At 60.0% G+C, this 23,326-nt stretch carries 21 protein-coding genes; 7 read left to right on the top strand and 14 right to left on the bottom strand.

Features of this window, described 5'->3' with window-relative positions; all coding sequences use genetic code 11:
• Position 1 precedes the first annotated feature (1 nt).
• The 9 genes from AB4N44_RS11035 to AB4N44_RS10995 form a co-directional block, all read right to left on the bottom strand.
• Positions 2-1,150, bottom strand: coding sequence for an efflux RND transporter periplasmic adaptor subunit (locus tag AB4N44_RS11035; RefSeq protein WP_127929579.1), 1,149 nt, complete (start codon positions 1,148-1,150; stop codon positions 2-4).
• A 180-nt stretch (positions 1,151-1,330) separates the two neighbouring features.
• Positions 1,331-2,431, bottom strand: a complete 1,101-nt coding sequence (locus AB4N44_RS11030; RefSeq protein WP_160041635.1) for a DUF1513 domain-containing protein — start codon at positions 2,429-2,431, stop codon at positions 1,331-1,333.
• Between the two features lie 14 nt (positions 2,432-2,445).
• Positions 2,446-3,510: an imelysin family protein gene (locus AB4N44_RS11025; protein ID WP_127929577.1), complete on the bottom strand. Its 1,065-nt coding sequence runs from the start codon at positions 3,508-3,510 to the stop codon at positions 2,446-2,448.
• Between the two features lie 27 nt (positions 3,511-3,537).
• Positions 3,538-4,965 (bottom strand): di-heme oxidoreductase family protein, encoded by a 1,428-nt coding sequence (locus tag AB4N44_RS11020; RefSeq protein ID WP_460108932.1) that lies wholly within the window; start codon positions 4,963-4,965, stop codon positions 3,538-3,540.
• 319 nt (positions 4,966-5,284) lie between these two features.
• Complete coding sequence (locus AB4N44_RS11015) at positions 5,285-6,637, bottom strand: imelysin family protein (protein ID WP_150750395.1); 1,353 nt, start codon at positions 6,635-6,637, stop codon at positions 5,285-5,287.
• A 210-nt stretch (positions 6,638-6,847) separates the two neighbouring features.
• Positions 6,848-8,899 (bottom strand): putative bifunctional diguanylate cyclase/phosphodiesterase, encoded by a 2,052-nt coding sequence (locus tag AB4N44_RS11010; protein WP_127929574.1) that lies wholly within the window; start codon positions 8,897-8,899, stop codon positions 6,848-6,850.
• A gap of 435 nt (positions 8,900-9,334) precedes the next feature.
• Positions 9,335-9,931 carry a superoxide dismutase gene (locus AB4N44_RS11005; RefSeq protein ID WP_007918933.1) on the bottom strand — a complete coding sequence of 199 codons (597 nt, stop codon included), beginning with the start codon at positions 9,929-9,931 and terminating at the stop codon, positions 9,335-9,337.
• 176 nt (positions 9,932-10,107) lie between these two features.
• Positions 10,108-10,710, bottom strand: coding sequence for a LysE/ArgO family amino acid transporter (locus AB4N44_RS11000; RefSeq protein ID WP_160041629.1), 603 nt, complete (start codon positions 10,708-10,710; stop codon positions 10,108-10,110).
• Between the two features lie 5 nt (positions 10,711-10,715).
• Entirely contained in the window at positions 10,716-11,117 is a 402-nt protein-coding gene (locus tag AB4N44_RS10995; RefSeq protein ID WP_460108934.1) for an ACT domain-containing protein, read from the bottom strand.
• A gap of 96 nt (positions 11,118-11,213) precedes the next feature.
• On the opposite strand from AB4N44_RS10995, the gene AB4N44_RS10990 reads away from it, so the two are divergent.
• The 4 genes from AB4N44_RS10990 (at position 11,214) to AB4N44_RS10975 (ending at position 15,134) form a co-directional block, all read left to right on the top strand.
• Positions 11,214-12,113 (top strand): LysR family transcriptional regulator ArgP, encoded by a 900-nt coding sequence (locus AB4N44_RS10990; RefSeq protein WP_127929570.1) that lies wholly within the window; start codon positions 11,214-11,216, stop codon positions 12,111-12,113.
• A 95-nt stretch (positions 12,114-12,208) separates the two neighbouring features.
• Entirely contained in the window at positions 12,209-13,201 is a 993-nt protein-coding gene (locus AB4N44_RS10985; protein WP_460108935.1) for an NAD-dependent epimerase/dehydratase family protein, read from the top strand.
• 116 nt (positions 13,202-13,317) lie between these two features.
• Positions 13,318-14,172, top strand: a complete 855-nt coding sequence (locus AB4N44_RS10980) for an ATPase (RefSeq protein ID WP_150774284.1) — start codon at positions 13,318-13,320, stop codon at positions 14,170-14,172.
• A 113-nt stretch (positions 14,173-14,285) separates the two neighbouring features.
• The gene (locus tag AB4N44_RS10975; protein WP_460108937.1) at positions 14,286-15,134 is read left to right on the top strand and encodes a cache domain-containing protein; all 849 of its coding nucleotides are present in this window, start codon (positions 14,286-14,288) and stop codon (positions 15,132-15,134) included.
• A gap of 170 nt (positions 15,135-15,304) precedes the next feature.
• Here the strand turns inward: AB4N44_RS10975 and AB4N44_RS10970 are convergent, their stop codons facing one another.
• Positions 15,305-16,822, bottom strand: a complete 1,518-nt coding sequence (locus AB4N44_RS10970; protein ID WP_460108939.1) for an MDR family MFS transporter — start codon at positions 16,820-16,822, stop codon at positions 15,305-15,307.
• A 79-nt stretch (positions 16,823-16,901) separates the two neighbouring features.
• Positions 16,902-18,086, bottom strand: a complete 1,185-nt coding sequence (pobA, locus tag AB4N44_RS10965; RefSeq protein ID WP_177413918.1) for a 4-hydroxybenzoate 3-monooxygenase — start codon at positions 18,084-18,086, stop codon at positions 16,902-16,904.
• A gap of 186 nt (positions 18,087-18,272) precedes the next feature.
• Between pobA and AB4N44_RS10960 the strand changes: the two genes are divergently transcribed.
• Entirely contained in the window at positions 18,273-19,157 is an 885-nt protein-coding gene (locus AB4N44_RS10960) for a helix-turn-helix domain-containing protein (protein ID WP_460108941.1), read from the top strand.
• A gap of 119 nt (positions 19,158-19,276) precedes the next feature.
• Here the strand turns inward: AB4N44_RS10960 and AB4N44_RS10955 are convergent, their stop codons facing one another.
• Both AB4N44_RS10955 and AB4N44_RS10950 read right to left on the bottom strand, forming a co-directional pair.
• Complete coding sequence (locus tag AB4N44_RS10955) at positions 19,277-19,453, bottom strand: hypothetical protein (protein ID WP_007912636.1); 177 nt, start codon at positions 19,451-19,453, stop codon at positions 19,277-19,279.
• A 217-nt stretch (positions 19,454-19,670) separates the two neighbouring features.
• Positions 19,671-20,576, bottom strand: a complete 906-nt coding sequence (locus AB4N44_RS10950; protein WP_460108942.1) for a LysR family transcriptional regulator — start codon at positions 20,574-20,576, stop codon at positions 19,671-19,673.
• Positions 20,577-20,690: 114 nt separating this feature from the next.
• Between AB4N44_RS10950 and AB4N44_RS10945 the strand changes: the two genes are divergently transcribed.
• Positions 20,691-21,569: an MBL fold metallo-hydrolase gene (locus AB4N44_RS10945; RefSeq protein WP_460108943.1), complete on the top strand. Its 879-nt coding sequence runs from the start codon at positions 20,691-20,693 to the stop codon at positions 21,567-21,569.
• Between the two features lie 45 nt (positions 21,570-21,614).
• Positions 21,615-22,229 carry an NAD(P)-dependent oxidoreductase gene (locus tag AB4N44_RS10940; protein ID WP_457462190.1) on the top strand — a complete coding sequence of 205 codons (615 nt, stop codon included), beginning with the start codon at positions 21,615-21,617 and terminating at the stop codon, positions 22,227-22,229.
• A gap of 209 nt (positions 22,230-22,438) precedes the next feature.
• Here the strand turns inward: AB4N44_RS10940 and AB4N44_RS10935 are convergent, their stop codons facing one another.
• Positions 22,439-23,320, bottom strand: coding sequence for a LysR substrate-binding domain-containing protein (locus tag AB4N44_RS10935; protein WP_460108945.1), 882 nt, complete (start codon positions 23,318-23,320; stop codon positions 22,439-22,441).
• Positions 23,321-23,326: the final 6 nt, after the last annotated feature.

The following is a 23,326-nucleotide window of genomic DNA, read 5'->3' as shown; positions in this document are numbered from 1 at the left end:
ATCAGTCAGCGCGAGGCGGACTGTTCTGCTCGCCGAGGGTCTTGTCGTCGCTGATGGCGATGTGGGCGCCGTTGTCCAGTTTGATCTGGCCGGCCGTCACCACTTGTTCGCCGCTCTGCACGCCCTTGTTGATCATCACCAGGCCATCGCGGCGTTCACCGGTTTCGATGAAGCGACGTTCGGCGATCAGTACGGGTTGGCCCTTGTCATCCTTTTCGACGCTGCCATCTTCGGCTTTCTTCTGCCCGACCACGTAGATCGAGTTGCCGTAGAGGGTGTAGGTGATTGCGCTTTCCGGTACGACGATGTGTTTTTGCGGATCGGGCAGCAGCACTTCAAGGCTGGCGAACATGCCCGGCAGCAGTTTGCCGTCGGGGTTGGCCAGGGTGGCTCGAATCAGAATGTTGCGCGTGGTGCTTTCGACGATCGGGTTGATCGCGCTGATCTTGCCAGCGAAGGTTTGCTTGGGATACGCGGCGACGGTGATCTGCACCGGCTGACCGATGGCCAGCTTCGGCACTGATTGCTCAGGCAGGTAGAAGTCGGCGTAGAGGCTGCTCAAATCCTGCAGCGTGGCGATTTTGCTGCCGCTGGCCAGATAGTCGCCGACGTCGACCTGACGGATGCCGATGGTGCCGCTGAACGGCGCGAGAATGCGTTTTTTCGCCAGCGAAGCGTTGAGCTGATTGACCGTGGCTTTGTTCTTTTGCAGAACGGCGGAGAGGCGGTCGTATTCGCCTTTGGAAATGGCGCGGCTGTCGACCAGTTGGCTGCCACGGCCGAAATCCAGTTGCGCCAGACCGAGATCAGCCTTGGCGGTTTCCAGCAGGGCGGTCTCGACGGCGCTGTCGAGTTGCAGCAAAGGTTGCCCGGCCTTGACCTTCTGTCCGGATTCGAATTTGAGCTCGGTGACGGTGCCGGCGACTTCCAGGCTCAACTCGACACCTTGTAGCGCCTTGAGCGTGCCGACGGTGGGCAAGCGCAGCTGCCACGGTTGTTCGGTCGCGTTGGCCACGGCGACGCTGATCGGCGGTTTCGGCTTGGAAAAGCCCTGGATCATCGTGTAGATCGAAAAGGCTTTGTACCCGCCCAGCACCAGGACGATCAACAAAACAACACCCAACATGATCAGCATGCGGCGACGCAGCATATTTCCAGTTCCTTGGAGAAATCAGGTGAGACAGGCGGGCACATTACTCCGAGTACAGGGGGGATTCCAACTGGCAGTTCTTACAGGGTGGCGGAAAAAGATCGCAGCCTGCGGCAGCTCCTACAGGGGAGTGCATTCCAATGTGGGAGCTGCCGCAGGCTGCGATCTTTTAAGGCTGTTTTATGCCATCAAGTGAAGATGGTTGTCCCAGAGCCCCGCCGGCAATTCCAGCGGCTTGGCCAACAGCTCATCCTGGCGGCAATCGTAGTACCGGCAACGGCCCTGACCGGAGGTCACGACAAAACCGTCCTTCACCGCACCGACGCCAGCGCAATCAGGCAATGGTGCATCGAGGCGCACTTCGCCGCTGTCCAGATCCCAGATAAAGAAGCGGTTGCCACGCGGTGCCGTCAGCGCGACCAGACGCAATTCACTGTGCACCGCGACGCTGGCGGTGTAGTGCCCCATCGACTGCAACTGATGCTCCGGTACCGGAAACGCCACGAACGGCTGCCCCGGACGCTTGATCGCCAACAGCTCCGAGCGCTCATGCGAGGCGCCCATGAACTGCTGACCGGCAACGATGGTGCCGTCGCTGGCGATGCCCAGATGGCGCACGCTGTTCATCTGCTGGGCGAGGGTTTCCTTGCTCAGCAGCGTACCGTCACGCTGCATCAAGACCAGGCTCGGCTCCATGGCGTTGAGGTTCATATCGACGCGGCTTTCCGCCTCGGTACGAATCCCGCCATTGGCCACCACCAGCGTCTCGCCATCGGGCATCCATGACACCTGATGCGGGCCGAGGCCGTGGGTGGAAATCTCGCCGCTGTGCACCAGTCGCGCGCCTTCGAACTTGTACACGCCGAGCAAACCACGGCCAGGATCGGTGGTGTCGTTCTCGGTGGCGTACAGGTATTCGCCGTCCTTGTGCACCACGGCGTGCCCGTAGAAATGCCGGTTCGGCTGCGACGTCACGGTCTGCAGCAACGTGCCGTCGCGCAGGTCGATCAGGTAACTCTCGGTGCCCGGACGACGGGCGACGAACAGCGCGATTGGCTGCGTCGGGTGGTTGATGATGTCGTGGCAACGCTGGCCGACTTCGGTGGCGAACACCCGCGTGCCATCCAGCCGATAGCCGACGGCATAATGCTTGCCGTCAGTGTCGTCGCGCGCCGACAGCAACAGCGGGCTCTGATCCTTGCGTTTGAACAGCGTCCAGCCGCCCAGCGTCACTGCTCCCAGCAGCGTACTAGCTAAAGTCAGAACCTGACGTCGCAGCATGGCACTTGCCCTCATCAGTCACCGTCGTTGGCGTTGAAGCCCAGTTGAATGCCCAGCGCCTTGGCCAGTTCGCCTTCGTGCAGGCGATGGACGACGTTGAGGCTGTCGTAGATATCGTTCAGTTGCTGACGACCGGCGTCGTCTTCAAGCATTTCGCCGAGCGAACGCTGGGTGCTGTCGAACAGTTTCAGCGACGCGGCGTAAGCGGCATCGATCTTGTCGGCCAGTGGCTTTTGCTCAGCCGGCAACAGACCGCGCAGGCCTTTGTTGTCGACGCCTTCCCAAACGGTTTTGGCGGCGGCGAGGCTCGCTTCCAGCGCGGTCAGCGACGACTGGCTGCGCCATGCATCGGCCTGGAACGGCTGTGGCACGCCTTTGCTCTGGCGGCCCATTGGCGTGCCGAGTTTTTTCTTCAGGGTGTCCAGCGCGGTGACCTGCACACGCAGCAGATCGGCGATCGCTTCGTGGGAGTCGGCGTAGCGCTGGTTGGGGAACTTGGTCATCTGCGCGAGCATGCCGTCGGTGTTGTTCCAGTTCTGCAGAATCTCTTCAGCCAGTTGCTTCTGGCGCTCGCCAATGGCGATCAGCAGTGGGCAGTATTTGGCTTTTTGTTCTTCGTTGGCCACGTCAGGTTTGGCGTCGAACAGGATGTATTCGTAGGCCGACAGGCCTTGCACGACAACGCTGGATTTGGCCAGTGCGGCGGCATCGATCTGCGGTTGCGCGACCACCAGTTGCTCGACCTGACGGCCGACGAGGTTTTTCTTGTCCGGCCAGAACTGCACCTGCCACGAACGGTTACCCTCGGCCAACGGGCCGATCAACAGTGGTTGCAGCTCGGCCCAGGCTTTCTGTGCATGCAGGAAGTCGGCGCGGGCGGTTTCCAGGGTTTCTTTGCCCTGGCAGTAGGCGAGGGCGCTGACCGCCAGTTGCTTGTCGGCTTCGACCCAACGGGTGTAGGTCGGCAGGATCACCGATTTGGCGATGGCCGCCGAGGTGACCGCTTGCGGATCCTGTGGCGAGCAAGCGCCGAGGGCAAGGGCGGCAAGGCTGGTGAACAGTAGCTTGGGACGGAACATGTCGGGCTCCCGATTCTTTATCAGTGTTTAAAGTGAGTTCAAAAACGCCAGCAGCGCGGCACGCTGCTCGGCATTGAATGACAAAACCTGTTGCTGCGCGGCTTGCGCTTCGCCGCCGTGCCAAAGCACCGCTTCGAGCAGATTGCGCGCGCGACCGTCATGCAAAAACTGCGTGTGTCCGCTGACCGCTTGCGTCAGGCCTATGCCCCACAACGGCGGCGTGCGCCAGTCGCGGCCGGAGGCCTGGAATTCCGTGCGGTTGTCGGCCAGACCGTCACCCATGTCATGCAGCAGCAGATCGCTGTACGGGCGAATCACTTGATTGGCCAGTTCAGGTTCGGCGGCGTTGGCGGCGGTGGTGTATTTCGGCGTGTGGCACGAATCGCAGCCAGCCTGGAAAAACAGGTTCTTGCCGGCGATGACGTCTGCATCGTTAACGCCACGGCGTGCAGGCACGGCAAGGTTTCGGCTATAGAACAACACCAGACGCAGGATGTTGTCGCTGACTTCCGGTTCGCCGTTCGGGCCATTGCCGTTCGGCGCCTGTTTGCAGGCGGTCTGTGCATCGCTGCAGTCATCGAAGGGTCGCAGACTGGTCGTAAGACCCATATCACCGGAAAACGCGTGAACATTTTGTTGATTGAGGTTCGGTTGCCCGGCTTTCCAGCCAAATCTGCCCATGACGGTTTTTTGCAACGCGTCATCCCAGACCTGATTGGGACGGCCATTGATACCGTTTTTCTCTTTTGCCTGAGCGGCGGCGTTGGCGAGGATGACTTCTTCGGGGATCGCTTCGAGCAGGCCCAGGCCAATCATCGGCGGCGCAACCCGTGCGGAAAAACGCGTGTCCGGGTGCATCGGGCCGTAGCCCAGTTGAGTGATCTGCAAGACAGGTTTGCGCAATTCGACTTCGGTGCCGTCCTTGAAGCGAATCGGCACTGGCGTGTAATCGACGCGAACCTTGCCTTCCGGGACGACGCCGGGCACGGCCATGTCCTGGAACTGGCCGCCGTACACCGGCTCCGGTACCACGCCAACCTGTTCAATGACTTTGGCAAACTCCGGCGCATCGGGAATCGACAGGCGCACGAGCATCGACACGGCGTTAGGCGCATCCGGCGGTGGCGGATGACCGCGACCGTCCTTGATGTGGCAGCCCTGACAAGCGTTGGTGTTGAACAACGGGCCGAGGCCGTCGCGCGCGGTGGTGGTCGACGGCGCAATCACCCACGGGCTGCGGAAGAAGCTGTTGCCGACGCTGAAATCCACCCGTCGCGATGGCGGCAGGTTGGCCGAGGGCAGAGAGAACGCATTCTGATCGGTCTTGCGCACGGTCGCTGCACCACCGGAACGTGCTTCACCAGGCTCGGCCTTGGTGAAACGCGGGGCGTCATCGCAGGCACTCAGGCCCAGGGCCAGCAACAGTGCGGACAAGCGAAGAGGCAGCGAAGGCATCAGACATCCTGCGGACGGGCAAAAATAAAGGCGCAAAGTCTAACAGGGCCGGGGTGATTGAATAAGAGGAATTATCGTTTGCTTGATATCGCGCAAGCCTTGAACACCATGGAAACCCTGTGGGAGCGAGCCTGCTCGCGAAAGCGGTATCCGACGCGCTGAAAATGTGGCGGCCGATACAGCCTTCGCGAGCAGGCTCGCTCCCACAGGGATGGGTGGTGTACCTGATATCGAACACACCATGGAGCAGGGTTTTGTGTAGGGCAGGTATGAAAAAGGCGACCCGAAGGTCGCCTTTTTTTGACGCAGACGCAGTTGATCAGAACTCGTGATCAGCGTTGTCCGGGTTCAGGTCGCTGATGCCCAGTTTGCCGGCCGCGGCTTCGATCGAACCGGTCTGCTTGACCAAGGACGCGATCGCGTCGCGAACGATCTGGTTGCCAGCGGTGTTGCCAGCGGCGATCAGCTGGTCGTAGTGCTCACCCTTGTTGGCGTGATCGACCATGACCTGGATTTTCGCTTCGGTGGCCGCCAGATCGGCTTTCAGCGCGGTGTCGGCAGCCGGGTCGGCCTTGGCTACCAGCGACGACAGGCTGGCGCCGGTCATCTTGGTGCCGTCAACGCGGGTGTACTCGCCCAGGTAAACGTTACGGATGCCTTTGGCATCGTAGAAGTGCGAGTTGTGCGTGTTGTCGCTGAAGCAGTCCTGCTCGTCTTCTGGGGAGTTGGCTTCCAGAGAAACCTTCATGCGCTCGCCCGCCAGTTCACCCAGGGACAGGCTGCCCATGCCGAAGAGCATTTTGCGCAGACCGGTTTCGCCCGGCTCGGCTTCCAGAGTGGCGCGGTAGTTGTCAGCCACGTTTGGCTTCCAGTTGCCGACCATTTCTTCCAGATCGCTGACCAGCAGTTGAGTCACCGACTTCAGGTAGGCACGACGACGATCGTTGTGACCGCCAGTAGCGCCGGCGCCTTCCAGGTAGTCGGAGGCCGGACGGTTGCCAGCGCCAGGGCCGGTGCCGTTCAGATCCTGACCCCAGAGCAGGAATTCGATGGCGTGGTAGCCGGTGGCAACGTTGGCTTCGGAACCGCCCAGCTCGTTGAGGCTGGCGAGTTTTTCCGGGGTGATGTCTTTGACGTCGACCTTGTCTTCGCCGACCTGAACTTCGGTGTTGGCGATGATGTTGGCGGTGGCGCCCGGGTTACCCAGTGCGTGCTCGTAGGATTTGTCGACGTAGTCGATCAGACCTTCGTCCAGCGGCCAGGCGTTAACCTGACCTTCCCAATCGTCGATGATGGTGTTGCCGAAGCGGAACACTTCACTCTGCAGGTACGGAACGCGCGCGGCGACCCAGGCAGCCTTGGCGGCTTTGAGGGTGTCGGCGTTCGGCTTGGCGAGGAACGCGTCGACGGCGGTCTGCAGGGTTTTCGCGGTGGATTCGGCATCGCTGTAAACGGCGAAGACCATGTCGGCGTAGTGCGCGACCACAGCCTTGGCGGCGGCTTCGTCGACTTTACCGGCAGCGGCCGGCGCAGCCGCAGCCGCAGGTGCGGTGGTGCTGGCGGCGGGAGTCGGCGTGGCCGGTGCGGCAGCCTTGTCTTTACCTTCGCCGCAACCGGCGAGGGAAATAGCGATGGCCAGCAGACTGGCGGTAGCCAGAGGCATACGAATCATGGCGAACATCCTGCTTCGATAGTTGAGTGGACTCGCGCTGGGGGTGCGCAAAACTGCGACATAATGCAAATCTTTCGCATTATGTGTAAAGGGTTGTGGCTGGAAATATTTCTTATTTACGCAGATCAAAAGATCGCAGCCTGCGGCAGCTCCTACAGGGGAACGCATTCCAAATGCAGGAGCTGCCGCAGGCTGCGATCTTTTGATCTTCTAGAGAATGGCCGCGTTACTGCGTTGTGCCTGTTTGAGATAGGCGCCCAGTTCCCGCGCCGGCAGCGGTTTGCTGTAGTGATAACCCTGACCTTCGTGGCAGCCTTCGGAGATGATGTACGTCTCCTGCTCAGCCGTTTCCACGCCCTCGGCAATCACCTGCATGCCGAGACTCTTGCCCAACTGAATGATCGCGCGAACGATGGTCGCATCGTCGTCGTCATCAAGCAGATCCTGCACGAAGCTCTTGTCGATCTTGATCTTGTCCAGCGGCAGGCTTTTCAGATAACTCAGCGATGAATAGCCGGTTCCGAAGTCGTCGATGGCAATCAACGCGCCGGAACGGCGCAGGCTCAACAAGTGTTGCGCGGCAGTGCTGATGTCTTCCATCAGGCCGGTTTCGGTGACTTCCAGTTCCAGGCTGCGCGGTGGCAGGCGATACATCTGCAACAGGTTGTTGACCACGCGCGGCAACTCGGCGTGGTGCAGTTGTACGGTGGACAGGTTGACCGCCATACGCAGGTCGGCGAAACCCATATCGTGCCATTCGCGCAGTTGTTTGCAGGCCTGATCGAGCACCCATTCGCCGATGGCGATGATTGTGCCGTTCTGCTCGGCCAGCGGAATGAACAGGTCTGGAGGCACCAGACCGTGTTCCGGGTGTTGCCAGCGGATCAGCGCTTCCACGCCGACCACACGGTGATCGCGATAGCTGATCTGCGGCTGATAAACCAGATAGAACTGGTCGCGCAAAAGGGCATCGCGCAGGTCTTTTTCCAGCTCGCGACGGCGGCGCATCTCGCTGTCGACGCTAGCGATATAGAACTGATAGCGGTTGCGCGAGCGGGTCTTGGCCAGCGTCATGGTCTGCTCGGCCTTCTGCAACAGCTTCTCGGTGCTGTCGCCATCCTCCGGGAACAGGGTGATGCCGATGGTCGCGCGCAGGCGGATTTCCTGGTGGTCGAGGGCAAACGCCGCTTCCAGGTCATCAAGGATGCTTTGCGCCAGTTCCGCTGCTTCGTAAGGTTGTTCGATGTCGGCCTGGACCAGGGCGAACTGATCGCCACCCAGGCGGGCGAGGGCGCCCAAGCGACCGCTATGGGCACGCAAACGATCAGCCAAGGCCAGCAACAATTGGTCGCCGGTCTGGTAGCTGAACTGCTCGTTGATGCCTTTGAAATCATCCAGCCCCACGCACAACACCGCGACCCGCCGTTGCAGCTTGCCGGCGTCGACCAGAATCTTGTCCAGTTGCTGCTGCAATTGCTGGCGATTCGGCAGGCCGGTGAGGAAGTCGTATTGGGCCATTCGCAACAAGCTGTTTTCGGCTTCGTGGCGCAGATGGGTGTTGCGTTCGATCGACTCAAGCAACTGGTTGGCGGTGTTGATCCAGATGCCCAGTTCGTTTTTCTCGTGGCCCTTGAGCTGCGGAATCTTGTGCTCGCTGGGGCGATCCGGGTTGATCTCGGTGAGGTGTTCGATGATCCGCGACAACGGTTTGGTCAGCAGCCAGTGATAAACCAGATACAGCACCAGGCCCATGGCCAGAGCACGCAACACACCGGAAATGAAGATGATCACCGAACTGACGATAAAGCCCTCGCCATAGGTGGCGGTGTCGAGGGTGATGCTCAGGTCACCGTAATACTCGCTGTACGGGCCGCGCCCCACCAATTGGGTGGTGAAGGTGCGCTCCTGGCCGAGAATCAGGTCGGTCAGCCAGCGGCTGCTGGAATGCTGCAGGTCGCGGGATTTCTGCGCGAGCATGGCTTCGTTGGGATGGCCGATGGAGGCCTGACGCACGGCATCATCCTGGAACAGGCCTTCGATTACCTGCATGCCCATTTCCCTATCGAGGCTGTAAACGGCCTGGGTCGAAGGATCACGGAACATGTCGAGGATGCGTTCGGCGTCGCCGGCAACCGCCTGACGGGTTTTATAGGCATCGAACACAATCTGCGCGCAGCTCAAGACTACGCCGACGATCAATGCCGACAGGAGCACGACCCGGAGCAACTTCACCGACAAGCTGTTCTTGAGTTCCAGCTTCAAAGGGTTATTCCTTGTTCCGTGCGGGTAGCGTCAAGTTGCCACGAGTATTGGCAATCCCGTGTTGGCAGTCAAAGGGACAATCAGGCCCGGGACGATTTGCCCGTGGCCTTGGCCGAAATGCTGCTGTCTGGAGTATTAGCCCTATTTGTACTATGTCGGTAGTTTCGACCTTCAACTTGAGCGGTTCGCAGCATTTTTTCCGCTGTTTTGATGTTAGCCCCCTGTGGCATGGCGGCAAGCAGCGACAGACAGCTTTCATTGTGAGAAAAACGCTATTGATCATTCCCACGCTCCGCGTGGGAATGCCTCCAGGGAGGCTCTGTGTCCAGTGACGCGGAGCGTCACGGGCTGCATGCCCACGCGGAGCGTGGGAACGATCATCAAACGCCCATAAAAAAACCCGGCAAAAGCCGGGTTTTTTGACTGGCGCGCAGCTTAAGCGGTGAAGGTTTTGCCTTCGAACTGCTCAGCAACGAACTTCCAGTTGACCAGGTTCCAGAACGCTTCGACATACTTCGGACGAACGTTGCGGTAGTCGATGTAGTAAGCGTGTTCCCAGACGTCGCAGGTCAGCAGCGGGGTGTCGCCGCTGGTCAGCGGGTTGCCGGCGCCGATTGTGCTGGCCAGGGCCAGGGAACCGTCAGCCTTTTTCACCAGCCAGCCCCAGCCGGAACCGAAGGTGCCGATCGAGGTTTTGCTGAACTCTTCCTTGAACTTGTCGAACGAACCGAAGGCTGCGTTGATGGCTTCAGCCAGCGCGCCGGTTGGTTGACCACCGGCGTTTGGCGCCAGGCAGTTCCAGTAGAAAGTGTGGTTCCAGACCTGAGCGGCGTTGTTGAAGATACCGCCCGAGGAAGTCTTGACGATTTCTTCCAGGGTCTTGCCTTCGAACTCGGTGCCTGGCACCAGGTTGTTCAGGTTCACGACGTAGGTGTTGTGGTGCTTGTCGTGGTGGTATTCCAGGGTTTCCTTGGAAATGTGCGGCTGCAGGGCATCGTGTGCGTAAGGCAGCGGCGGCAATTCGAAAGCCATGATGATTCTCCTAATCAGGTCTGTTGCGGTGAGCGCAAGGCCGATCACGGGCGGCCAGAAATGCACCGGCGAGTTTTTACTCTTTGCGGCGCAGGGTTCGGATCATAGCACCGGGGTTGCGGCTTAACCACGCAACAACTGTGTGGGATAGAGGTTCCAGAGCTGTTTGGAATAAATCAGGACGCCAATATCAGTTGTGCGGCTACCGTAAACATCATCAGCGCTACAACCAGATCAAGGATCCGCCAGGTACTCGGCCGGGCCAACCATGGCGCCAGCCATGCCGCGCCTAGCGCAAGCGTGAAAAACCACAACAGAGAAGCACTCGCAGCCCCGACCACATAAGCCCCCGGCACCGATTGCTGCGCGCCGAGCGAGCCGATCAACAACACCGTATCCAGATAAACGTGCGGATTGAGCAGCGTCACCGCCAAGGCGCTGAGCATCACCGCCCGCAACGAACGTACGGTCTGATTCGCACCCTGATCCATGCTCTGTTTCGAACAGGCCCGGCGCAACGCCTGACTGCCGTACCAGATCAAGAAAGTCGCGCCACCCCAACGGGCAATTGCCAGCAGTGTCGGGTTCTGCGCCAGAATCGTCGCCAGCCCGAATACACCAGCCGCCACCAGCAGCGCATCGCAGACCACGCACAACGCCGCCACGGGCAGGTGGTGCTCACGACGCAAGCTCTGCGCCAAGACAAACGCGTTCTGCGTGCCGATCGCCATGATCAGCCCGAACGCCACCAGCAAGCCGTTCACATAGCTTTGCCACATAAGATCTACTCCGCGTTGGCTGGGAGATCGCGCAGCACTTGCATGGCGCGTTCGGCGTCGGCCTGACCGACGAACAAATGGTCGTGGTAATAGCCGGCAATCACGTTGCAACTGATCCCGGCCTTGCCCAATGCCGTGGCGAAGGCGGCGGTGAGGCCCACCGCTTCCAGAGCCGAGTGCACGTTGAGGGTGATCCACGCGGCGACATAGTCGAAGCTGAAACCGGCCTGTTCGGCGCGGGAACGTTCGACAATTACCGTCAGACCTTCCTGCTCGCGGAAGCTGCCGACAACCTCCAGACCGCTCGGCAACACACCGTCGCGCAGGGTGCAGAACACGTATTCGCCGGCGTTGAGTTGCGGGCTCATGCTGCGCAACAAAGTCGTGAGTGAAGTTTCGCCAGCCATGGAAGTGTTCCTTGAGAAAGAGTGCTTGCTGGCTATTCTCCAGTCGAAACCTGTATAAGAAAAACCAATAGTGCTGATCGCTCATTAGGAAAACTGATGTTCGACTACAAATTGCTTTCCGCTTTGGCCGCCGTGGTCGAGCAGGCCGGATTCGAACGGGCCGCGCAGGTACTGGGCTTGTCGCAATCGGCGATCTCGCAGCGGATCAAACTGCTCGAAGCGCGGGTCGGCCAGCCGGTGCTGATACGTGGCACGCCGCCGTCGCCGACCGAGATTGGACGGCGCCTGCTCAACCACGTGCAGCAGGTGCGTTTGCTTGAGCGCGACTTGCAGACCCTGGTGCCAGCCTTGGATGAAGAAGGTTTGCCGGAGCGCCTGCGCATCGCCTTGAACGCCGACAGCCTCGCCACATGGTGGGCCGACGCGGTTGGCGATTTCTGTGCCGACCAGCATTTGTTGCTCGATCTGGTCGTCGAAGACCAGACCGTCGGCCTCAAACGCATGCGCGCCGGCGAAGTGGCCGCATGCCTTTGTGCCAGTGAGCGTCCGGTGGCGGGTGCGCGCAGCGTGTTGCTCGGCGCAATGCGTTATCGCGCGCTGGCCAGCCCGGCGTTTATCGAGCGGCATTTCCCCGACGGCGTTCGTGCCGAACAATTGCCGCGCACGCCAGCGCTGGTGTTCGGCCCGGACGATTTTCTTCAGCATCGCTATCTCGCCTCGCTGGGCGTCGATGGTGGATTCGAACACCATTTGTGCCCGTCCTCGGAAGGTTTTATCCGCCTGACCGAAGCCGGACTCGGCTGGGGGCTGGTGCCGGAACTGCAAGTGCGCGATCAACTGCAACGCGGGGTGTTGCGCGAACTGTTGCCAGATAAACCGATCGACGTGCCGTTGTACTGGCATCATTGGCGCAATGGCGGTCAGTTGCTGGGTTTGCTGACCGAGCAATTAGTGCGCGCTTCAGCGCAATGGCTGGTGCCCTGGAAGCAGCCATGAGCGTCAAGCTGCAAGCGGCAAGTTCAGCGCTGCGCACCGTTTTAAACTTGCAGCTCGAAGCTTGAAGCTCGCAGCTGGTTTCATTGGAGTTTTGCATGAAAATTTTGGTCACCGGCGCAAGCGGCTTCATTGGCGGACGCTTTGCGCGTTTCGCTTTGGAGCAGGGCCTGGACGTGCGGGTCAACGGTCGCCGGGCCGAGAGCGTCGAACATCTGGTGCGCCGTGGTGCCGAGTTTGTGCCCGGCGATCTGACCGATCCCGACCTGGTCCGCGAACTGTGCTCGGACGTCGAAGCCGTGGTGCATTGCGCCGGTGCTGTCGGACTGTGGGGCCGCTATCAGGACTTCCATCAAGGCAACGTGCAGGTCACCGAAAACGTCGTCGAAGCCTGTCTGAAGCAGCGCGTCCGCCGTTTGGTGCATCTGTCGTCGCCATCGATCTATTTCGATGGTCGCGATCACTTCAATCTGACCGAAGAGCAAGTGCCCAAGCGTTTCAAGCATCCCTACGCCGCGACCAAGTACCTGGCCGAGCAAAAGGTCTTCGGTGCCCAGGAATTCGGCCTCGAAACCATCGCCCTGCGCCCGCGTTTCGTCACCGGCGCCGGCGACATGAGCATCTTCCCGCGTCTGCTCAACATGCAGCGCAAGGGCCGTCTGGCGATCATCGGCAATGGCCTGAACAAGGTCGATTTCACCAGCGTGCAGAATCTCAACGAAGCGATGCTCAGCAGCTTGCTGGCCGCCGGCTCCGCACTGGGCAAGGCCTACAACATCAGTAACGGCGCGCCGGTGCCGCTGTGGGATGTGGTCAATTACGTGATGCGCAAAATGGAAGTGCCGCAAGTCACCAAGTACCGTTCGTATGGGCTGGCCTACAGCGTCGCGGCGCTCAACGAAGGGGCGTGCAAGCTCTGGCCCGGGCGTCCGGAGCCAACCCTGTCGCGCTTGGGCATGCAGGTGATGAAAAAAAATTTCACCCTCGACATCAGCCGCGCCCGGCATTATCTGGACTACGATCCGACAGTCAGCCTGTGGTCGGCGCTGGATGAGTTCTGCGCGTGGTGGAAAGCTCAGGACATCCGTTGAAACGATTCGGCCGGGCGGCAATGAACCGTGTAGCCGCTTGGGGGTCAATCCCTGCGGCTGCGGCGGTTATACTTCGCAGCATTTAGCCATCACCGCGTTTCACAAAGGTTGCCTCAATGTCCATGCGTAATGATGCCCACGACGATTTCGATGATGTCCCGAGCCTGCGTGCCGACGCCTTCGACGACGATGACATTCCGACCACCGCCCGCACCTCCGTACACTCGCGCACGCCGCCGGTGGTCAAGGTCAAGGCCGCCAGCACCGGGCCGCTGTGGGCCTTGGTCGGCGCACTGTTCTTCGCCTTTGTCGGTCTGGCCTGGTGGAGCTTTCAGCAGATCTCGCTGATGGAGCAGCAACTGGTCGCGACCCAGGAAAGCTTCGCGCGAATCAGTGAGGAAGCGGCCGGTCGCTTGCAGGACATTTCCGGCAAGGTTGTCGCCAGCCAGTCCAACGTCACCAGTGACAGCGAGGCTCTGAAGCTGCAAATCAAACAGCTTGAAGGCAAGCTGCTCGATCAGAGCAAACAGCAGCAGGGCGTAGCGGGGCAAGCCAGCGATCTGGACAAACGCCTGGCACAGATGACTGCGCAGACTACTGAACAGCAGAACGCCAATACCCAGTTGCAGGCGCAGGTCAAAGCCTTGACTGCGGAACTGGCGACGGTGAAAAGCACGCCGGCCGACACCAGCAAGGTCGACGCACAGTTGAAAGCCTTCGATGCACAGTTCAAAAGCCTTGGCGCCGATATCGCAGCACTGAAAAAGCAGGGCAATCCAAGCGCGGCGATCGATCGTCTCGAACAGGAAATCGTCGTGCTCAAAAGCGAACAGGACAATCGCCCGGCGGCTCCTCAGGGTGGCGGCAATACCGCCGAGTTCGACGCCTTCCGTGCGCAGATGACCCGCAACATCAACACCCTTCAGGCGCAGATTCAGAATTTGCAGCAGCAGATCAATTCCCGCCCATAAGCTTTGTTGATCAGTGCAGGGGATTCTGTAATCCCCTGCATCATTCTGAATACTCGTACATCACCCCAAGCCGTCTACGCTCTTGAAACACCAACAAGAACGAGGGATGCGCTATGGGGTTTTTGCATAAAGTGGCCTGGCTCGGCGTGATGTTACTGGCCGGTTTCGGCCAGGCCAGCGCCGCCACTGCCGCCAAGGATGACAGTCAGGCCGCCATTGCCTTGCTGGAAAAAGCCTTGGCCTATTACCACGACAATGGCGACAAGGCGTTCGCCGCGTTCAGCCGCCAGGGCGAGTTTGTCGACAAGGATCGCTACGTGTTTGTAGTCGACACCAAAGGCGTGATGCTCGCCAGCGGCGGGCCTTCCTCGGCATTGATCGGCCGTGACGTGAGTGAGGTGCTCGGCCCGGATTTGCAGAAAACCTTCAAAGACGCGTTGAAAGTGCCGGAAGGCAATGGCATCCAGCAGGCCGAATATCGTTGGCAGAACTGGTCCGACGGCAAGGTCGAGCGCAAGCATGTGTTTTATCAACGCATCGGCCAGCGGATTCTGGCGGTGGGTTACTACTTGCCGCGAGCCTCGGCGGAGCAGGCCAAGGCATTGCTCGACAAAGCGGCGATTGATCTGGACAAAGACGAGAAGGGCACGTTGACGGCGATCAACTCGCTAAAGGGCGGCTACTTGCAGGATGACTTGTACGTGTTCGTCGTTGATCTGAATACCCAGCGCTACGTCGCCCACGGCACTAATCTGCGCTTGATCAACACCGACTTCGGCAAGGTCAAGGACCCGGAAGGCAAACCGGTGGGCGAGCCGATTCTGGCGCTGATCGGCAAGCAGGATGAGGGTGAATATGAATACCGCTTGAAAAACCCGGTGACCGGCAAGGTCGAGGACAAGCATGCCTACCTGAAGAAGGCCGGGCATTTCCTTGTCGCCGTGGGTTACTACAGCCCTTGAAGGATGATCGTTCCCACGCTCCGCGTGGGAATGCAGCCCGGGACGCTCTGCGTCCCATCCAAAGCCGAACGCAGAGCGTCCGTTGAGGCATTCCCACGCAGAGCGTGGGAACGATCAACACACCGCTTTCGCGAGCAGGCTCGCTCCCACAGGGTTTTGTGGTGTTGCGGTTATTTGGCGCCATGCTCGCGCCCGCGCAGCAGGTTGTTCGGCATCGCAATCGCCGCTGCCAACCCCAGCAACGACACCGCCGCACTCACCCACAACAAATGCCGGAACGTCACCAGCAGCTCCGCGCGCAAGGCATTTTGTGCATCGCCTGGCGCGGCGTTCAAACCATCCAGCAGGACGTTGCCGGAATGGCCCTCGCTCATCAGTGAACTGCTCGCCAGATGGGCGAAACTGGAATCCTGCAGCAACGCCAGCAACAGCGCCGACATCAACGCCACACCCACTGCGCCGCCGAGAGAGCGAAACAGGTTGGTGGTGCTGGTCGCTACGCCGATGTCGCGTTGTTCCACCGAATTCTGGGTGCCGACCAACGAGGTCGGGAACTGCATGCCGCTGGAAATACCACAGAGCAACATGAACAGACCACTGACCAGCGTCGCCTCCGGTGGGCTGAACGCCATGCCGAAAATCGCGATCGGCATCAGCAGAGCGCCGCTCAGAATCTGTGGTTTGTAACGCCCGGTAATCGACGTGCGCCGGCCGGCGAAAAATGCACCAATCGGCAACCCCATCGCCAATGGCAACAAGTGCAAAGCGGCGCTGTCAGCTCCGGCACCGGTCACGGTCTGAAAGCGCAGCGGCATCAGCACAATCAGCGAAATCGCCTGGAAACTGGTAAAGAAAATCGTGCACCAGCACAGCAACGCGTTGCGGTTGGCAAACAGGTGCATCGGCAGCAAAGGCTCCCGCGCCCGGCGCTCGTGCCAGACAAACAACGCCAGTACCACCACCGCACAGGCGAACAGGCCAAGCACTTCACCGCTGCGCCACGAATGACCCTGACCAACCTGAGTAATGCCCAGCAACAGGGCAGTGAGGCCGATGATCATCAACAACGTACCGAGGTAGTCGATGACTGGTTTGCGCTGCGGAATCGGCAGCCCGCGCAAGTTGCGCCGCGCCACCCACCAGGCACCGAGGCCCAGCGGCAGGTTGATCAGAAACACCCAGCGCCACGACAGGTATTCGGTCATGTAACCGCCGAGCACCGGGCCGGCGACACTGGCCACGGCGTACATGCTGCTGAAGTAACCCTGATAACGCCCGCGTTCACGCGGCGGCACGATATCGCCGATGATCGCCTGACTCACCGAAATCATCCCGCCGGCGCCGATGCCCTGAAGGATCCGCGCCAGCACCAGTTGCTCCATGCTCTGCGCCATGCCGCAAAACAGCGAGGCGAGGGTGAACAGGCCCATGCCGAACAGCATCAGTTTGCGCCGCCCGTACAAGTCACCGAGCTTGCCGTAGATCGGCACGGCCACCGTCATCGCGACCATGTACCCGGAAATCACCCAGGCCAGCAGGCTGACGTCCTTGAACTGCGCAGAAATGGCCGGCATCGATACAGCAACGATGGTCTGATCCAGCGCGCCGAGAAAGATCGCCATCATCAACGCGACCAGCACGCTGCGAATGGCCGGTTTGGGCGTTTCGGGGTGATTGAGATTGGTCACGGGCGAGCCTGCGGGCAGTGATGGACCCGCGCGGCTATTGCGCGCGGGTTGATGCTCGCCAGTGTAAGTCGGTAGGAAGCTATTCGATAGCCTCGTACGGAAGTCCGACATAATTTTCTGCAATGGTTTTTCGCCCTGCCTCTGAACTGACAAAGTAGTCCAGTTCCGAGGCGCTGATGCGCTGGCTGAAGTCATCGTGATCGTCGAAGCGGTGCAGCATCGAAGTCATCCACCAGGAAAAGCGCTCGGCTTTCCACACTCGGCGCAGGCAGATTTCCGAGTATTTCTCCAGCAGATCGGTGCGCCCGTCGCGGTAAACCTTCAGCAGAATATTGAACAGCGTACTCACGTCACTGGCGGCCAGGTTCAAACCCTTGGCGCCGGTAGGCGGGACGATATGCGCGGCGTCTCCGACCAGAAACATCCGTCCGTACTGCATCGGCTCGACGACAAAACTGCGCAGCGGCGCAATGCTTTTTTCAATCGATGGGCCGGTAACCAGTTTCTCGGCGAGCTCCACCGGCAGGCGATTTTTCAATTCATCCCAGAAGCGCTGGTCGCTCCAGTCATCGACGTTTTCATCCGCCGGCACTTGCAGGTAATAGCGGGTGCGGGTGGCCGAACGCATGCTGCACAGGGCGAAGCCGCGTTCATGGCGGGCATAGACCAACTCGTCATGCACCGGCGGGGTGTCGGCGAGAATCCCCAGCCAGCCAAACGGATAAACCCGCTCGAACACCTTCAGGCTATCGGCCGGAATCGACTGCCGGGCTACACCATGGAAACCGTCGCAGCCGGCGATGTAGTCGCAATCGACGCGAAAGGTTTCGCCGTCCTTTTCAAAGGTGACAAACGCCTCGTCGCTTTTCATGCCATGAGGAACGACATTGCTCGCCTGGTAAATCGTCGGCGCGCCGGCCTCCCGACGAGCGGCCATCAGGTCGCGAGTCACTTCGGTCTGGCCGTAGATCATCACAGTCTTGCCGCCAGTCAGCGCGTGCAGATCGATGTGCACCTGACGCCCGTCCAAAGCCAGATCGAAACCGCCATGCACCAACCCTTCGGCGTCCATGCGCTGACTCACGCCAGCCTGACGCAACAGCTCTACCATGCCTTGTTCAAGCACCCCGGCGCGGATGCGACCGAGGACATAATCGGGGGTCTGACGTTCGAGGATGAGGGTGTCGATACCGGCGTTGTGCAACAACTGGCCGAGGAGCAATCCGGACGGACCGGCGCCGATAATGGCGACTTGGGTTTTCAGCGTTTTCATTGTTTTTATGACTCGCAAGCTTCACGCGGCCAAGACCGGTGAATGATTTTTATGGATCGAGTGCTTGCATTTTTCCCTTGCGGGTCTGTCAATTGAAGGTGAAAACTGAGCCGATACCTGTACATTCTGCCAATCGGTGCGATTATCGCCCACAACCCCGAGGCCTGGATTGAAGTGATGAACAAGCCTGAGCTGCCTTCGATTCCAGTGTTCAAGCTCTACGGTGAAAGCCTGGACTGGCCGACCCCTGACTTGCTGCACTGTGAAACCATTTCCTCCCGCAGTCGCGAACACGAGTGGGAAATCAAACCCCACCGCCATGCTGATTTGTGCCAGTTACTCTTCGTCTTCAAAGGTCAGGCAGAGCTTGAGATCGAAGGGCAGCGCACGCAACTCGACACCCCGGCCATCCAAGTGCTGCCACCGTTATCGGTGCACGGCTTTCGTTTTTCCGAAGATGTCGAAGGGTTCATCGTTACCCTCGCCACACCGCTGATCAACCACTTGCAGGCGCAACTGGGCGATTCAGTACACGCGCTGGCCAGCGCAGAAAACTACCCGGCAGGCAACGACGGCGATTACCTCAACAGCCTGTTCTCGGCGTTGCAGGCTGAGTACAACGGTCATCAACCAGCACGTGAAATGCTCATGCATTCGTTGGTCAGCGTGATCATGGTCTGGGTCAGCCGTCAGGCGATCGTGCGCCACAAAGCCAGTCAGCGGCCGCAGCGTCAGCGCGAATACCTCAATGGCTTTATTCAGTTGGTCGAGGAGACTTATCGCCAGCACGTCAAGGTCGAAGACCTCGCGCATCGACTGGGGATTTCGGTATCGCACCTCAACGGCACCTGCCGTGAGCTGGCCGGGCAACCGGCGTTGCAGATCATGCATGAACGGCAGTTATTGGAGGCCAAGCGCTTGCTGACGTACACCAGCATGACGATTTACGAGATGTCGGAACTGTTGGGGTTTTCCGACCCGACCAACTTCACGCGGCTGTTTCGGCGTAGGGTGGGAATATCGCCCAAGGCTTTCCGCGACAGCCTGAAGGCCGATCAATAACTCACAGACACCACAAAACCCCTGTAGGAGTGAGCCTGCTCGCGATAGCGGTGTGTCAGTCAAACTTTATCTGAATGACACACCGCTATCGCGAGCAGGCTCACTCCTACAGTTGAATATCAGCGCAATGCGTTCAGCGTGGCATTGTGCGGAATACAGCGCTCGAAATTGCAGCTCGCGTACTCGCGCGGCAACTGTCGCAACTGCTCGACCCGCCAGGCAGCGGTGCCGTACAGCGCCAGCGTGGCGGCGCAGGTAATGAAAATCGCGACGTACCTTCTTGTTTTGATGTTCATGGCGTAGACCTCTGAACGCATACCCTGCGGTATTACTTTCAGCATAGGTCAGCGGTGGGGAGTTGCCAGCGAGTGTGCTTGAGCTTGTAACCCGCCATTCAGCACATCGATAGCCACTGTGGGAGCGAGCCTGCTCGCGAAAGCGTCCGTTCAGCCAACCTTTCAGTAACTGAGACACCGCTTTCGCGAGCAGGCGAAGGCCTACAGGGGATCGGGTTTACAGGCCGATATCCCATTCGGGATTTTCCGGAAATCTGAGCACCAGAAAATCCAGCATGCTACGCAACGCCGCCGGCATGTGTTTGCGCGAGGCGTACACCGCGTAGATGCTCATCTGCCGCGGCTCCGCATGGGGCAGCAGTCGAACCAGCTCACCGCTGTGAATATGCACCCCGGCCTGATACGTCGGCAGCATCGCCACTCCCGCACCCGCCAGTGTCGCGCGCAGCAACGTGCTGGCTTCGTTGGCGCTGATATTGCCCTGCACCGGCACCGAAACCGGTTCGCCATCTTCCTCGAAATGCCACAGGCTCTTGCCGAAATACGAGTGCGTCAGGCAGTTATGCCGACTCAATTCCTCGACCCGCAACGGCGCCGGCTGTTCTTGCAGATAAGCCGGCGCGGCACACACCACCGAACGACAAACGGTCAGGCGTCGGGCGATCAGGTTGGGGTCGAGATCGTTACTGGTACGAATCGCCAGATCGATCCGTTCATCCACCAGATTCACCGTGCGATCGAGCATTTGCAGATCGATGCTGACACCGGGGTAACGCTTGACGTACGCAGCCATCGCATCGGCCAGTTGCGCCTGGCCGAACGAGGTGCTGACGCTGATCCGCAGCAAGCCGCGCGGGGCATCGTGGGGTTCGCTGACGGCGGCCTGCATGTCCGTCGACAGTTCAAGCATCTGCCGGCAGCGCGGCAGAATTTCACTGCCGGCGGCGGTCAGGCTCAATTTACGCGTGGTGCGGTGCATCAGGCGTGCGCCGACCCAGTCCTCCAGCTCTGCCAGATAACGCGAAACCACGGGTCGCGAAAGGTCCAGATGATCGGCCGCTGCCGACTGGCTGCCCAGATCCACCACGGTGACAAACACCCGCATTGCTTGGAGACGATCCATGATTTGCCCGCTTTCAGAAACAAACTATGTTCAAGCATCGCATTTTTTGTACCGAGTCAGGCAACTAAGCTCTGTCCCATCGCCAGACACGGCATTCGGACACCGGAGCAATAGATGATCGGCTTCACCACACTCAAACGCGTTCTGCTCGCCAGCGCTTCCCTGGGTTTCGCCGCGCATGCCGCCGCAGCCAACTTGACCCTCGACGTTTACAACCCGGGAACCAACGCGATTTTTCCGGTGACCTCGGTGTTGGTCAGCGGCGAGAAAGACGCGATCCTCGTTGATGCACAATTCGGCAAATCCCAGGCTGAACAGGTGGTGGAAAAGATCCGCGCCAGCGGCAAGCACCTGACCACCATTTACATCAGCCATGGTGACCCGGATTACTACTTCGGCCTCGATACCCTGACCCAAGCCTTCCCGGACGCCAAGGTGCTGGCGTCGCAGCCGACCGTCGACCACATCAATAAAACCGTCGCCGGCAAACTGGCCTTCTGGGGCCCGAAAATGGGCGCCGACGTTCCGGCGAAAACCATCGTGCCGGGTGTGCTCAAGGGCGACAGCCTGATGCTCGAAGGGGAGAAATTGCAGGTGGTCGGCCTCGAAGGCAAGCAACCAGATCGCAGCTTTGTGTGGATCCCGTCGCTCAAAGCCGTGGTCGGTGGCGTGGTCGTCGCCGAGAACATTCACGTGTGGATGGCCGACACCCAGACCGCGCAATCCCACGCCGACTGGCTGGAAACCCTGCACTCGATCGAAACCCTCAAGCCGAACACCGTGGTGCCGGGTCATTACCTCGGCAACAGCAGTCGTTCGCTGGCCAGCGTGAAGTTCACTGCCGACTACATCAAGGCGTTCGACGCTGAAACCGCCAAGGCCAAAGACGCCGCCGCACTGATCGCCGCGATGAAAAAACGCTACCCGAAACTGGGTGAAGAAAGCTCGCTGGAGCTGAGCGCGAAAGTCGCCAAGGGCGAAATGAAGTGGTAAGCCGATTCTGAAAACGCAGCACTCTCAAGCCAACTGGAGAATGTCATGAGCAAGATCGCAATCATTGGTGCCACCGGCCGTGCCGGTAGCCAACTGCTGGAAGAAGCCCTGCGTCGTGGCCATAGCGTGACCGCTATCGCCCGCGACACTTCGAAGATCGGCGCGCGTAACGGTGTGGTCAGCAAGAATGTCGATGTGCTGGATGCCGCAGCGTTGCAAGACGCGGTGACCGGTCACGATGTGGTGATCACCGCCGCGCATTTCGCCACCGTGCCTGCGGCGGCGATTGTCGGGCCGGTGAAGCAGGCTGGGGTGAAGCGTCTGTTGGTGGTGGGCGGTGCCGGTTCGCTGTTGCTGCCGGACGATACGCGAGTGATCGACAGCGCGGGTTTCCCGGCGGAGTACAAAGCTGAAGCCAGTGCCGGTGCGGCGTTTCTTGAGGCGTTGCGTCAGGAGCAGGATCTGGACTGGACCTTCCTGTCGCCGTCGGCAGAGTTTGTCGAAGGGGAGCGCACGGGGAGTTTCCGTGTCGGCGAGGATCATTTGCTGGTGAGTGCCGAGGGGCGTAGCTGGATTACTTTTGCTGATTACGCGATTGCGCTGATCGACGAAGTGGAAACGCCGAAGCATTCGCGTCAGCGGTTTACTGTTGGTTACTGATTGAGGCGTTTCTGAGGGATTGGTCTGGCTCTGGATCTTTTCCCCCTCACCCCAGCCCTCTCCCCCAAGGGGGCGAGGGGAAAGGGAGCCGATCTTCAAGCTTTTCAAACTTGAGTTCGACTCGGTATTTCAAGTCGGTGTAGCTCGACAAAACAACTCGGTCAGTCCCCTCTCCCCCTGGGAGAGGGTTAGGGTGAGGGAAAAAAGCCTCACCGCAAATGCGCCTGCTCCACCAGCCAGATCATCAGTTCTTCCAACTGCGGCGAAGGCTCGGTTCCCGCAGGCACGACGACGTAATACGCCAGCCCCGTCTTCACCTTCAACTCAAACGGCATCACCAGCCGCCCCGCGCGCAAGTCATCACCAATCAACGACCAATCCCCGATCGCCACCCCCGTCCCGTGCGACGCCATCGACATGGCTTGATCCAGCGTTTCGAAATGCTGGCCGCTGCCGATGTTGTTCAGCCGCAGCTCAGCGGCGTTGAGCCACACCGACCAATCCTGAATATCGTGAGTGGGGTGCAGCAGCAGATGCTGTTGCAGATCCGCCGGTGAATTCAGCGCTGGCGAGCCCTTAAGCAAAACCGGTGAACAGACCGGTGTCAGCTGCTCGTCGAACAGGTGCAACGCGCCCGGCGAGTTATCGGGAGGCGCGCCGTAGATCACCGCGGCATCGAATTGCTCGCGCTGAAAGTCCACGCCGTGTTGCAGCGAGGCGGTGAGTTTTACCGGCACATCCGGGCGTTCTTTTTGCCATTGCAGCAAGCGCGGCAGCAGCCAGCGCATCACGCAACTGGGCGCCTTGAGTTGCAGGGTTTCGCGCTGCAGGCCGATTTGCTCGGTGGCTTCGCTGATCAGGCCGAAGACTTTTTCCACACGCGGCAGCCATTCACGTCCTTCGGCGGTCAGCGCCAGGCCCCGGGCCAGGCGGATGAACAGCGGATAACCGAGATGCTCTTCCAGCCCGGCGATCTGCCGGCTCACTGCGCCCTGGGTGATGTGCAACTGCTCGGCGGCGCGGGTGAAGTTGCAGCACTGCGCGGTGATCAGAAAGGTGTGCAGGGCGGGCAGGGGAGGCAGGCGTTTCATGGGGAT

The organism is Pseudomonas sp. S3_C06 (assembly GCF_054667675.1).
Note: the sequence above shows the minus strand (reverse complement) of the source record. Positions and strands in the feature narration are given on the sequence as shown.

Excerpts from the sequence above, each read along its gene's own strand:
- AB4N44_RS11035 (WP_127929579.1), bottom strand. The coding sequence starts at position 1,150 with ATGCTGCGTCGCCGCATGCTGATCATGTTGGGTGTTGTTTTGTTGATC.
- AB4N44_RS11030 (WP_160041635.1), bottom strand. The coding sequence starts at position 2,431 with ATGCTGCGACGTCAGGTTCTGACTTTAGCTAGTACGCTGCTGGGAGCA.
- AB4N44_RS11025 (WP_127929577.1), bottom strand. The coding sequence starts at position 3,510 with ATGTTCCGTCCCAAGCTACTGTTCACCAGCCTTGCCGCCCTTGCCCTC.
- AB4N44_RS11020 (WP_460108932.1), bottom strand. The coding sequence starts at position 4,965 with ATGCCTTCGCTGCCTCTTCGCTTGTCCGCACTGTTGCTGGCCCTGGGC.
- AB4N44_RS11015 (WP_150750395.1), bottom strand. The coding sequence starts at position 6,637 with ATGATTCGTATGCCTCTGGCTACCGCCAGTCTGCTGGCCATCGCTATT.
- AB4N44_RS11005 (WP_007918933.1), bottom strand. The coding sequence starts at position 9,931 with ATGGCTTTCGAATTGCCGCCGCTGCCTTACGCACACGATGCCCTGCAG.
- AB4N44_RS11000 (WP_160041629.1), bottom strand. The coding sequence starts at position 10,710 with ATGTGGCAAAGCTATGTGAACGGCTTGCTGGTGGCGTTCGGGCTGATC.
- AB4N44_RS10995 (WP_460108934.1), bottom strand. The coding sequence starts at position 11,117 with ATGGCTGGCGAAACTTCACTCACGACTTTGTTGCGCAGCATGAGCCCG.
- AB4N44_RS10990 (WP_127929570.1), top strand. The coding sequence starts at position 11,214 with ATGTTCGACTACAAATTGCTTTCCGCTTTGGCCGCCGTGGTCGAGCAG.
- AB4N44_RS10985 (WP_460108935.1), top strand. The coding sequence starts at position 12,209 with ATGAAAATTTTGGTCACCGGCGCAAGCGGCTTCATTGGCGGACGCTTT.
- AB4N44_RS10980 (WP_150774284.1), top strand. The coding sequence starts at position 13,318 with ATGTCCATGCGTAATGATGCCCACGACGATTTCGATGATGTCCCGAGC.
- AB4N44_RS10975 (WP_460108937.1), top strand. The coding sequence starts at position 14,286 with ATGGGGTTTTTGCATAAAGTGGCCTGGCTCGGCGTGATGTTACTGGCC.
- AB4N44_RS10960 (WP_460108941.1), top strand. The coding sequence starts at position 18,273 with ATGAACAAGCCTGAGCTGCCTTCGATTCCAGTGTTCAAGCTCTACGGT.
- AB4N44_RS10955 (WP_007912636.1), bottom strand. The coding sequence starts at position 19,453 with ATGAACATCAAAACAAGAAGGTACGTCGCGATTTTCATTACCTGCGCC.
- AB4N44_RS10950 (WP_460108942.1), bottom strand. The coding sequence starts at position 20,576 with ATGGATCGTCTCCAAGCAATGCGGGTGTTTGTCACCGTGGTGGATCTG.
- AB4N44_RS10945 (WP_460108943.1), top strand. The coding sequence starts at position 20,691 with ATGATCGGCTTCACCACACTCAAACGCGTTCTGCTCGCCAGCGCTTCC.
- AB4N44_RS10940 (WP_457462190.1), top strand. The coding sequence starts at position 21,615 with ATGAGCAAGATCGCAATCATTGGTGCCACCGGCCGTGCCGGTAGCCAA.
- AB4N44_RS10935 (WP_460108945.1), bottom strand. The coding sequence starts at position 23,320 with ATGAAACGCCTGCCTCCCCTGCCCGCCCTGCACACCTTTCTGATCACC.